General features: G+C 44.0%; 9 protein-coding genes. 2 read left to right on the top strand and 7 right to left on the bottom strand.

Features of this window, described 5'->3' with window-relative positions:
• Window positions 1-380 precede the first annotated feature (380 nt).
• A complete protein-coding gene (locus HWQ23_RS29500; RefSeq protein WP_292836766.1) occupies window positions 381-2033 on the top strand; it encodes an FAD-dependent monooxygenase in 1653 nt (550 codons plus the stop codon).
• A 202-nt stretch (window positions 2034-2235) separates the two neighbouring features.
• Window positions 2236-3144, top strand: a complete 909-nt coding sequence (locus tag HWQ23_RS29495; protein ID WP_292836763.1) for an aromatic alcohol reductase — start codon at window positions 2236-2238, stop codon at window positions 3142-3144.
• A gap of 47 nt (window positions 3145-3191) precedes the next feature.
• Here the strand turns inward: HWQ23_RS29495 and pabB are convergent, their stop codons facing one another.
• The 7 genes from pabB to HWQ23_RS29460 all read right to left on the bottom strand — a co-directional run bounded on the left by pabB (window position 3192) and on the right by HWQ23_RS29460 (window position 11824).
• Window positions 3192-5387 (bottom strand): aminodeoxychorismate synthase component I, encoded by a 2196-nt coding sequence (gene pabB / locus HWQ23_RS29490; protein WP_292836760.1) that lies wholly within the window; start codon window positions 5385-5387, stop codon window positions 3192-3194.
• A gap of 672 nt (window positions 5388-6059) precedes the next feature.
• Window positions 6060-7520, bottom strand: coding sequence for a hypothetical protein (locus HWQ23_RS29485; RefSeq protein WP_292836757.1), 1461 nt, complete (start codon window positions 7518-7520; stop codon window positions 6060-6062).
• Window positions 7521-7792: 272 nt separating this feature from the next.
• A complete protein-coding gene (kdpA, locus tag HWQ23_RS29480) occupies window positions 7793-9493 on the bottom strand; it encodes a potassium-transporting ATPase subunit KdpA (RefSeq protein WP_292836775.1) in 1701 nt (566 codons plus the stop codon).
• Window positions 9494-9555: 62 nt separating this feature from the next.
• Window positions 9556-9951 (bottom strand): hypothetical protein, encoded by a 396-nt coding sequence (locus HWQ23_RS29475; RefSeq protein ID WP_292836754.1) that lies wholly within the window; start codon window positions 9949-9951, stop codon window positions 9556-9558.
• Between the two features lie 104 nt (window positions 9952-10055).
• Window positions 10056-10388, bottom strand: coding sequence for a TrkA C-terminal domain-containing protein (locus HWQ23_RS29470; RefSeq protein WP_292836752.1), 333 nt, complete (start codon window positions 10386-10388; stop codon window positions 10056-10058).
• 528 nt (window positions 10389-10916) lie between these two features.
• A complete protein-coding gene (kdpC, locus tag HWQ23_RS29465; protein WP_292836749.1) occupies window positions 10917-11555 on the bottom strand; it encodes a K(+)-transporting ATPase subunit C in 639 nt (212 codons plus the stop codon).
• Window positions 11555-11824 carry a potassium-transporting ATPase subunit F gene (locus HWQ23_RS29460; RefSeq protein ID WP_292836746.1) on the bottom strand — a complete coding sequence of 90 codons (270 nt, stop codon included), beginning with the start codon at window positions 11822-11824 and terminating at the stop codon, window positions 11555-11557. Before HWQ23_RS29460 ends, kdpC begins: the two co-directional genes overlap by 1 nt.

The following is an 11824-nucleotide window of genomic DNA, read 5'->3' as shown; positions in this document are numbered from 1 at the left end:
TTAATGCGTCAGCTTGCATTGTTAATGCGTCAGCTTGCATTGTTAATGCGTCAGCTTGCATTGTTAATGCATCGGCTTGCATTCTTAATACGTCGGCTTGCATTAAAAACGCCACGCTTTTACGCAAAACTGTACTAAGTTTGGCTTTGGCAAAGCGATCGCTAGTTTGCAATACTAGCTAATACCATTTCTTTGTAAGGCTGCGCCAAACCCTTTTAACTTCTTTCTTCCTTTGCGTTCTTCGCGTCCTTCTCCCAAGGGGAGACGCTAACGCGTAGCTTGTCCTCCGCAGGAGTACGCGGTTCGTTTTTCTTTCTTATACTTAAATATGCTTTAGCGCATCTTCATACAGAATTGGTATAACAACAACAAAAATCTCCATGAACGAGCAAAACAAACGGGCAACAGGCGATCCTCGTCCGGTACTAATTGTCGGCGCGGGACCAACGGGAATGACAGCAGCGATGGAACTCTCTCGCTTCGGAGTTCCCATCCGGATCGTGGATAAGCTGCTGACACCTTCCACCACGACGCGGGCACTTGCCGTGCAGGCGCGTACATTGGAACTCTTCGAGCAGCGCGGACTGAGCCAGGAGATGCTCCAAATCGGCAATAGAGCGACCACCACTACTATCTATGGCAATGGCAAGTGCCTCGGCAAAGTACACCTTGAGGAGATCGAAAGCCGTTACAACTACATTCTTCTGCTCTCTCAATCGGAAACAGAGCGGATTCTGCGGGAGCAACTCGTTCAGCAGGGTGTGTTAATCGAGCGCGGTGTAGAGATGATTGCCTTTACTCAACTAGAATCAGTCTCTCCGTCAGGGATAAGCGGCGGGGTGAAGGCGGTGCTACGCAACCAGAAAGGGGGCTTGGAAGAACTCGAAGCGGCTTATCTGTTCAGTGCCGATGGGGCACACAGTACGGCTCGTCATCTCTTAGGTCTCTCATTTGCAGGGAAATCGCGCGACCAGAGCTATGCCCTAGCAGACCTTTATCTCGACGGCGATCTTCCCGATGATCAACTCTCGATATTCCTGAGCGAACATGGCTTTTTAGGAGTCTTTCCAATGGGCGATCGCCACTTCCGGTTAATCGCCACCGACCCGGAAAATCACCCCAAGACGGATAGCGAACCAACGTTGGCAGAGTTACAGCAGCTCTGCGATGCAGACTCGCATATTCCGCTCAAACTCCGCGATCTGACCTGGAGTTCCCGGTTCCGAATTAACAGCCGGATGCTCCACACCTTGCGGGAAGGTGATGTCTTCTTTGGTGGTGATGCGGCGCACATCCATAGTCCGGCTGGTGGGCAGGGGATGAACACAGGCATTCAAGACACGATCAACGTGAGCTGGAAGCTTGCTTTAGTTTTGCAGGGCAAAGCGGTTCCAGAGCTGCTGGTCACCTACGACAACGAGCGGCTGCCTGTCATCCGCAGTGTGGTGACGAAAACCGAAACCGCAACGGATGCGTTCAACTCCGATAACGCGATCGTGCATCAACTGATCGCGCGCATCGCGCCAGTGCTCCTCAATACACATTTCGTGCAGCAGTTGAGTACTGGACTCATCAGCGAGGTGGCTTCCAATTACCGATCGAGTTCGCTATCTCAAACCTATCATGCTCGCGGCGATCTCCGGGCTGGTGATCGGATGCCGGACTTGGATGTACTGGTGTGGAACCGCGATGCTTTGGGCGACGCACAGCCTTGCGAATCGCACCTTTATGAGATTCTCGATCCGTCACTCTGCACGCTGCTGATAACAGGCGGCGACATGACAACAGACTTGCCTCTAACCTGGGAGGAGCAGCTCAGTCCTTGGTATGGAGTTTTGAAAACGCACCAAATCGCACCTGCCCCTAACCAATTGGCAGCAAAGGCTCGATTCGACAAATCCTTTGGCAATGGTCAGAGCTTCCTGCTCGTGAGACCTGATTCATATCTCGGCTTCGTCGGAGGACAGGATGCCCTGCCAGAACTGATAAAGTGGCTCAAAAAATGGTTTCCATCGACTACCAATCAATCTTAGGACTTACGCACAAGTTACGGAATAACGAACCGCAGAGGCGCAGAGGACACAGAGAAATCAGAGTTTGAGAGATATTTTGCGTAAGTCCTAAATCTAATTAGCGCAGAAAATCAGGCACTATGCGTGAAGCGCAGGATATGCGATTGGATCGGTTTTGCTCTAATCATTCAACTTGAATTTACACTATTTTATAAGGAAAATCATGACTACAAAATTGTTAGTTCTGGTGGCTGGTGCGACTGGGATGTTGGGTACTAAGATTGTTTCTGCTCTACTCGACAAAGGCAACATTGATGTTCGGGCAATGGTGCGCTCGATCAACGATGGCAGTGCGGAGAATCGTCAAAAAATTGAGGCGATGAAAGCCAAGGGCGCAGCGATCGCAGAAGGCGACTTAATGAAACCTGAAACGCTGCTGTCTGTTTGTGACGGGGTTGATGTGGTCGTCTCTGCGATCGGCAACAATGACGTGACCGTGCCAGGACAGAAAAACCTGATTGATGCTGCCAAACAACAGGGCGTTAAGCGGTTCATTCCCTCCGATTACTCGGTAGACTACCGCAAACTGGACTATGGTGACAATGACAATTTGGATAAGCGCAAGGAAGTATTTGATTATCTTCAGCTCATGGGTTTGGAATATACCTTAGTTCTCAACGGGGCATTTATGGATATAATCGCCTATATGCCACTGTTTGACCTGGAACATCAGACATTCCAATACTGGGGAGATGGTGAAACGCCGCTCGATTTCACGACCACTGATGATACTGCCAAGTATGTGGCTGAAGCCGTGAGCGACCCAGGCTTGGCAAACACGGCACTGGAAGTCGCGGGTGACACTCTGACCCCGAAGCAGTTGAAAGCCACTTATGAAGAGGCGACGGGTACCAAATTAACCGAAAAATCATTGGGCAGTATCGCCGAGATGAAAGCTTGGATTGCTAACAAAAAAGCGTCAGCCAGTTCACTCGACGAGTACATTTACCACCAGTATATGTACGCGATGGTATCGGGTAAAGGCAAACTCGATCGGATTCAGAGCGATCGCTATCCCCACATTAAACCCAAGACGGTTAAGCAATTTCTGAGCAAAGGAGATTCTGTTTAAACCGACTAATGAAAGTAGTTTTAGTCCGTTGAAACGGACTTTGGTTATTAGCCAGTGACTTGAGTCACTGGCGGTTCAAGTATTTTTGCAATAGTTTTATAACTATCAACAGTCTTTGATTTTACTCCCGCAATATCATACCTGCGTGGCTCAAATGTTCCGTGCATTGTGAGAACGATCGCATGAATTAAGGCTTCCGCTTTCAGCAGCGTTTCTTGAAACTCCATCTCCGGCTCGGAAAGCGCCACAATTCCGCCACCAATACCAATAGAAGTTTGATTAGGAGTCAGAACAGCAGTGCGAATCACAATATTTAAATCGGCTGAACCATTCAATCCCAAAAAGCCGATCGCTCCTGAATACACTCCTCGCGCTTCTTGTTCCAGGCGATCGATAATTTGCATAGTTCTGAGTTTGGGCGCACCTGTCATCGAGCCTCCTGGAAATGAAGCCCGCACGCAATCTATTGCTGTTAAATCTGGTCGCAAATGTCCGCGTACTGTTGTTACCAGCTGATGCACTGTTGCATAGGTTTCTACATCCATTAACTTCGGTACGTGAATGCTGCCAACTTCACAAACTCGTCCCAAATCATTGCGTAACAGATCGACAATCATCAGATTTTCAGCCCTGTCTTTTTCGCTGTTGCGTAGCTGTTCTTTGAGGATAAAATCTTCTTCAGGGAATTTTCCGCGTCTCAGGGTTCCCTTAATCGGCTTAGTTTCTACCCAACCCTGCTGATCAATCCGCAGAAATCGTTCTGGAGATGAGCAAGCGATCGCAATTTCACCAAAGCGCAAAAATGCCGCATAGGGGGCAGGATTGAGCCTACGTAATCTGCGGTAGAACGTCAATGGATCGGGGGTTATATCAGTATAAAGCTGATTTGTGAGGCAAACTTGATAGGTTTCCCCTTCATAAATTTCGTCTAAGCAGTGGTGAATATCATTAATATAAGTTTGGTAAGTACGACTTAAACGAAACTTGACTGGCTGACTATTTCCTTGAGGTACAAGAGGAGGAAGAGGAGACAGGATTTCGAGTTGTTGTTGGATAGTATCAAACCAAGTTTCTAACTGTTGTGTTTGTTCTTTTTTGATTAATTGCAGCAAATAAAGACACTGTTCTTGGTGATCGATGGCAATCATGCGATCGGCAAATAAGAAAATTGCATCAGGTAATGGTGAAGAATGCACCAATGACGATCCCGACTCTGCCTTGAGTTCATAGCCAAAATAGCCAACAAATCCACAGTTAAAATCAAACGGTAAACCATCAGCTTGGCAACTTCGGAGGTCAATTTCTCGTTTGAGATACTCGAAAATACTTTCGCGGCGATGAATCACACGATCTGACTGTGCGATCGTCAATTCTTGCGTTTGCGTATGGTAGCGTACCAAAAGGCTATTTTCCCCGTTTCCATCGCCCATAAACGAGAAGCGAGATAAACCTGGTTCCACACGGCTACTGTCTAACCAAAAAGCATTTGGTGCTTGTCGAAATAAATGGACAAATATTTGTTCTGTGTTCGGGCAAATATCCAGTTTGCGCCAATAAAGTTCAAACTTCTCTTCCTGTTCTTGACAGAGTTCATCGATAGGAGGAGCAATAAATCCATATCCAGTCCAATACCGTTTTTCTGGACTTCTTGATGATTTATCTGTAAATTCCAGTGTGATATCTCTAAAGTTTTCTAACAATGTTTGTCCATATTCTGTACAGATAGACTCTGGGTGAAACTGCACACCCCAAAAAGGTAAATGCCGATGACGCAATCCCATCACCAGTCCTTCTTCAGTCCAAGCAATTTTTTCTAAGCACTCAGGTAATTCATCAGCAACTATCAAGGAGTGATAGCGCACCACAGAAAACTGACTGGGAATGCCTTGGAATAATTTTGAATCATTATGATAAATTTTACTGAGTCTACCGTGTCGAACTTCCGGTGCATGAATCACTTTTCCACCATGTAGATAGCCAAGTCCTTGATGCCCCAGACAAACTCCCAGCAAAGGCACATCCACATTCTCAATTATCTGTCGGCAGACTCCAAAATCTTCTGACCTTTCTGGACGACCGGGGCCAGGTGAAATCACAATGTTATCAAATGGAATTTCTTTCAATTCATCCCAGTTAAGCTGATCATTACGAATTACCAAAGGTAATTCCCCATTTACCTCGGCAATCATCTGGTAAAGATTAAAGGTATAAGAGTCATAGTTATCAATAATTAATGTTTGCATATATCCTAAATTAACTACTATATAGAACGTTTTTGCACTTAGAATAGCACCTACATAAATTATCTGCTAGTTTAAATTTTTTGGTTCTATCTTTGTTAATAAATGATGCTGTAATACACTTTGCAGTTCTTGATTCTGGTTTTTCAGGTACTTCTCAATGACTATTTCCAGATTTTTTTAGTTAATCTTGTCCCTAGTTTATGTCAAATATCCTACCATAAGGCAATACAGTTCAGTTAATACCATTTCTTTGTAAAGCTGCGCCAAACCCTTTTAACTTCTTTTTTCCTTTCTTTCTTCGTTTCTTTCTTTCTTCGCGTCCTTCTCTACGAGACGCTACGCGAACGCGGTTCGTTTTTCTTTCTTGTACTTAAATATGGTTTAGCGCATCTTCATACAGAATTGGTATAAGCATTTCTTCCTTCTCTCGGCGTCGCGCCAGTTGCTACAACGGGGGGAACCCCCGCAACGCACTGGCTTCTCTGCGCCTCTGTGGTTCGTTATTTTTTATTTGGAAGTCCCTAACCGCGTACAATTTTAATTAATGTATGCTATGGCAATCCTGAATCATTCCTAAGAAACAAGATCCCCGAGTTCTTCGAGAAGTCGGGGATCTCAATTAAATAGGATTGCGTAAAGTCTTGCAGATAGCTTGTTTGCCAAAGGTCGCATTTATACAATAATTTCGCTTGATTTCGCGCCATTTCTGGACTTGACCTTCTTATTCTTCACCCTGATTTGTGGTAAATCCTTTTTATCTTTGTAAAAGTAACAGATTTCCACTAGAGTTGGCCATATTTCTAGAGAACCGTGAAATTGGCTAATAACATCATCGATAATTCTGGAAACGTTTTGCTGAAAAAAGTCTGGTTCAAACCCATAAAATGCTCTCGATAAGTTCTCAGCAAAAAATTGCAGGGACTGCTTACGTTCTTCATTTTGGCTAGACATTGAGGCTTTGACTACCTGGCTGTGGATAGCAGAGATTTTTTCCAGGATTTCTTCCGAATCTAGCAACGTCACCTCGCCAGAGTAATCAAACTTGATTCCCAGATCATCAAGATGATAAACACTGCTTTTAATCTTCTTTTTCAGCAGGCTACATATTTCTTCATTAAAGAGTTCACTGGCCAGAGGATTACGCATATAGTTATTTCTAATGTGGTTTTGGACAGCATCAACGTGTGCAGCCACAATCCCCTCTTGCTGTATCCAAATCCTGTAGATATAATCTTCAAACCTCAGCCGGGTTGGAAAAAATGGTGGTAAACCTAGCTGATTATCATATCCAGCGACTCCACAATCCATTCTCCAGTTTTTGTTAGTAATGACAGGTCGAAAATTGGTGAGAATATAAAAATCATTAAGGTCATTTGGGCTTATTTGGTTTTCATCATTGAGATACATCTGAATAAAATCAAGTGTATCAATATCATTAGTTCCTGTGCGAAAAGTTTGGGCAATCTTGACGATCGCATTATTCAATACTCTTCCCTGTTGTAATAAGAGGCTGTTTTCCCGAAAGTAACCCTTAGTTGTATTAGTTTCTAAATCCATTGCTGTATCAACAACCAATTCTCCAGTCTCGAAGTTTTCCGGTACATGGCTGGCTTTTTGACCTAGAACATCAGCAAAAGCTGTGAGTAAGTCAAAAGATTTATGGATGTAGCCGCCTTGTTGATTTGACTTGATTAATTTACCTCGACATATTTCATCGCCTGTTAAAGATTCTGGGCTAGTTTCAATTAATGCATCTGGTCGCATATCGTCATCTGCACTAACCATTAAATAACCAAGGGTATACATCAGCGTGAAGTTGCGATTTCCTCCATAACTAGGTCTGAATAAGTTTTTGACTAGTGATTCTAGCTTGCGATCGCGCAGTCTTTCATTTAAAAATGTAATAAATTCCTCTTTCTGTTGGGGCCCGACATAAAACACATCATTGACAGTCTTAGTCTGTTCTAAAATCGGGTAATATTTCTCGTGGTTGGCAATGCTGGAATCATCAAATACGATAATTTTTAAAGCATGACCATTTGCCCAGAAATTCTCATCATACTTTTCGATGGTCTGTGCTACATCTCTCAATCGATGAGTCGGAATAACAAATATCGTCTCTTTTTGTTTCATAAAATGTGTTTAGGTTTATCAAACAATACACTTGGGTTAAGAAGAATAGTAGGTTGGGTTCCGTTCCTCAAATGCCACTTGCTCCAAGTCGGGAAACCGCACCTATAGCAGTGGCTCCCGAATCTACACCAGTTTTATTTTTTAGCCTTAACCCTGAGTTTTTTAGTTAGTAATCGCTCAGTCGAACGCCTTTGAATCTTCTCTACGAGAGGCTCCGCCAACAATTCCATTTTCCAAAATTTAAAATCTAAAATTCGGTGAGGAATTAAAGGTTATCTTCCTATGGCGATTTGGAAGGCTTCAGCAACAGGCCCCAGAACCAAAACAGGAAAAAATGTCAATGCTCCCAGAATTAAAATGGTGGCAGCAGTCAGGCTGGTAAATAGTTTGGTATCTGTATTGAGGGTTGCAATTGAGGTAGGTAGGGATTGCTTGGATGACAGGCTATCTGCTAGTAGCAACAAAGCAATGATCGGAATAAATCGTCCCATCCAGAGAGTAAATGCTGTTGTCAGGTTCCACCACAAAGCAGTCGGTGCGGGTTGGGTGTCTGCCAAGCCTTCAAAACCGGAACCGTTACCCGCCGCCGCTGATGCATACTCATAAATCACCTGTGTAAAACCGTGAAAGCCAGGATTACTCATGCCTGCAAGTTGGTCAGGAAAAGCTAGGGTAATAGCACTGGGTAGTAAAATCAATAGCGGGTGGATCAGAATAATTACACTTGCTAGGGTAATTTCGCGTTTCTCGATTTTTCGTCCCAAAAACTCTGGCGTTCGTCCCACCATTAAGCCAGTCAGGAAAACTGCCAAAAGCATATAAACTACCAAAGAAGCTGCCCCAGTGCCCATCGCTCCCCAGATCACTTGCAAAAACAGGTTGAGCAAAGCACAAAATCCACCAGACGGCATCAGCGAGTCGAACATACCGTTAGCAGAACCAGTCATGGTTGCTGTTGTGGTGATGGCGAATAATGCAGTTTCCGCCCAGCCCAACCGGACTTCTTTACCTTCCAAATTGGGCTGCTGACTACCCAACAGGATATTGAGGGCGGGATTGCCCTGATACTCCCCGATCGCAGTCACGCCAATTAAGACTACAAAAATGGTGAATACCATCCAGAACAGTAGGCGAGTCTGTTTTAAGTTACCGATGAAGATACCATAGGTGTGGAGTAATGCCGTGGGAATCAGCAACATTGCCACCACTTGCAGCAAATTTGTACCGCCATTGGGATTTTCAAAAGGATGAGCAGAGTTGCCACCAAAGAAGGCTCCACCGTTCTCACCCAGCACTTTGATGCTTTCAAAATGGGCAATCGGCCCACGAGCGATCGCCTGAGTTGCTCCCTCTAAGGTGGTAATATTTACAGGCCCGGCCAGCGTTTCGGGTACACCACCCAACATCAACAACACCGTACTGACAATAGCCAAGGGTAGCAGTACTCGCGTAATCGAGCGAGTCAAATCCACATAAAAGTTGCCCAAAGGTCTAGCTGTTAAGCCGCGAATGAAGGCAATTCCCACCGCTAATCCCGTAGCAGGCGCAACAAACATTAAGAAGCCCAAGGCTGTTATCTGGCTCAGGTACGACATTGTGGTTTCTGGCAGATAGTGTTGCAAATCGGCAGCAACTAAGAAAGAAATCGTGGTGTGTAATGCTGTGTCCCAAGTAGGTATTCCTAAATCGGTGGGGTTCAACGGTAGTAAACTCTGAAACATCAGCAGTAGTAGGGCTAAAACTGCCATTGCTGTATTGCTGAGTAGGACGGCGATCGCATATTTTTTTCCAGTCATGCTCTGTTGCGGTTCAATACCTATGAAAAGATAAATTAAGCGCTCCAATGGGTTCATCACTGGATCGAGCCAGGTTTTGTGCATGAAAAAGACTTCAGCTAGGTAGTGTCCTACGATTGGCACTAACATTACAACCAAGAACAGGGTGAGGAAGATTTGCACAAATCCTTGGAGTATAATTGGGAAGCTTGGCATAAAGCGATCGCCGAGAAACTCACCTAATTATAAGTAGAACAACTCTATTTAGGCATGTAGTCAGAGCAATTGAGTGCTTGTTGAGTTAGAGCAATGGAAGGGCGTACAGCACACTTTAGATAATGGTTGCTGTTAAAAAATTGGCAGTTTTTACAGGGATGCTGCTGTAAATCTTTGATGCTTACTATTTCGTCTTTATCTGCCGCATTTTCTGGGGGATCTTCTATTGCTTTGCAGGCATATGAAACGAGAAAAACGACAATTCCCCAAACAATCATGAAGGAAATGTGAGCTAAAAATACTGCTACAAAGGGAATGTCTCCCTCATGTGGTTTTATATCATTATGTGTTGCCTTAGCTAGGTTAGCTTCAATCAGGGTGGATTGATGAACACTTTTTTGGGCGGATACATCAAGTCGGAAAAGCTCCGAAATATGCATATTAAAAACCTTTAGTTAGTCGAACTCAGATTCAGGAAAGGTCATCTAAAATTAAACATTTTCAGAAGATAGCATGATCAGAGAATAAGTAAATGTTCATCTGTCTAATAATATGTGGAATTGAAACTAGTTATTCCCTCTGAATCATCTGAATCAACAGATTGGCTGGCTGTTGGTCGAGCTTCCAGTAAGCAACTGTTGAGGGAGTAGTAAACAGAATGAATTTTATTGAGAGTGACTTTGAGGGCGGGAACCATCATCGGATTGATTGCTATTGCTAAGATATAGTCTTCAGCGGAAATACTAGGATTAGCTGTTGCTGAAATCACTTGACTTTCTCGTAAAATCCCTAGAAAAACGCATTGTTCTGGTAACTTAATTTCAGTTAAATCAATGCCACAGTAAACGCTATTAGCTTGGATTAAAACACCAAACAAGCTTGGTTCTAAAGCTGTTTTATTTTTTTAACTCTAATATTATTGTGCAATATTTTACAGAAAAAATATTTTTTCTAAGATATATTTTCAGGATATATAACATGTATTAAATAAATCAAATATATGTTTATTGATTAGCTTTGGAGGCATATATTTAGAGGTATAGCTTTGATATAGTCTTATATCATGTCCGCATAATTAGTTATGCTAACTACAATCATTACACCCCACCCCTAACCCCTCCCCGCTTGCGGGGAGGGGAGACAAAGCGTAGCTTTGGCTCTTTGGGGTTCTTCGGGTTTAATAAGCAATCAAGCGGACATGATATTACTTAATCATTCGTAGATAAAAAGATTCCCGACTTCTTTAAGAAATCGGGAATCTCAGCCTTTCGATTTTAAAAATAGAATTCAGGAGTCATATCAAGTCTGGATAATTAGTTGTTATTCCCACAGTCATTGCACCCCACCCCCAGCCCCTCCCCGCAGGCGAGGAGGGGGAGACGAAACGTGTTGGAATTTTGAATTGTTAACTCTTAATTTGATCGAGAGCTAAATTCAGCTTCAACACATTAACTCCAGGTTCGCCAAAGATGCCGAGAAAGCGACCATCGGTGTTTTGAGCAATCAAAGTTTCCAGTTGGTTCGGCTGAAATCCTCGCGCCTTAGCCACGCGTGTAATTTGTGCGATCGCAGCTTCAGGGGTGATATGGGGGTCAAGGCTGGAACCAGAAGTGTAGAGTAGATCGCCAGTCGGCTGTACACCTGCTTTTTTCAGACGATTTAAGTCACCTTCAATTTTTTTGGTGGGATCTGGATCATCCTTACCTTTGATGCGTTCCAGTAATGCGGGATTACTGGGAGCCAAGTTACTAGCACCAGAAACTCCAGTTTTCAAAACTCCCGCATCATCCTTTTTGGGATCGGCTGTGCTGTAACTGGTGGTACTGGGACGGCTGTTAAAATAGCGATCGCTAGTAAAAGGCTGACCAATTAAGGCAGAACCTACAACTTGACCTGTGCTATTTTTCAGTAGACTACCGTTTGCTTGAAACGGAAACACAGTCTGCCCAATGGCAATCATTGCAAAAGGATAAATAATTGCTCCGATCACCCAGAGTACCAATGTAGAACGAACTGCTCTACCGGCTTCGCGTGCAAAACTCATTAGAATTTCTCCGGTACAAACATTACAAAAAATAAATAGATGGAAAGCCCTAGCGTTACCAGTCCTAACAGCCCCAATCCCCAAGATTGACTGCGGGAAAGTTGTTCACCAGTAGCTGCATAGACCAGAGGTGCAACCACTAGGTTGAAACACATCGCCAAGAACAAATACAGTGGCAGCTTTTGCCTACGCCATTGACACCAGATTTCAATTATTTCTTCTAATACTTGGGATGCAGAGATAGTGCGTCGGATATGAACGAGTTTCAT

Origin of the sequence: Nostoc sp. JL33, assembly GCF_017114985.1 — a bacterium.
In the GTDB taxonomy this organism is placed as follows: domain Bacteria; phylum Cyanobacteriota; class Cyanobacteriia; order Cyanobacteriales; family Nostocaceae; genus Nostoc.
The sequence above is the reverse complement of the archived record's forward strand: the minus strand, read 5'-3'. Positions and strand labels throughout refer to the sequence as shown.

Bases quoted from the DNA above. Each gene is read 5' to 3' on its own strand.
- HWQ23_RS29495 (WP_292836763.1), top strand. From the start codon at position 2,236: ATGACTACAAAATTGTTAGTTCTGGTGGCTGGTGCGACTGGGATGTTG.
- pabB (WP_292836760.1), bottom strand. From the start codon at position 5,387: ATGCAAACATTAATTATTGATAACTATGACTCTTATACCTTTAATCTT.
- HWQ23_RS29500 (WP_292836766.1), top strand. From the start codon at position 381: ATGAACGAGCAAAACAAACGGGCAACAGGCGATCCTCGTCCGGTACTA.
- HWQ23_RS29460 (WP_292836746.1), bottom strand. From the start codon at position 11,824: ATGAAACTCGTTCATATCCGACGCACTATCTCTGCATCCCAAGTATTA.
- kdpC (WP_292836749.1), bottom strand. From the start codon at position 11,555: ATGAGTTTTGCACGCGAAGCCGGTAGAGCAGTTCGTTCTACATTGGTA.
- HWQ23_RS29475 (WP_292836754.1), bottom strand. From the start codon at position 9,951: ATGCATATTTCGGAGCTTTTCCGACTTGATGTATCCGCCCAAAAAAGT.
- HWQ23_RS29485 (WP_292836757.1), bottom strand. From the start codon at position 7,520: ATGAAACAAAAAGAGACGATATTTGTTATTCCGACTCATCGATTGAGA.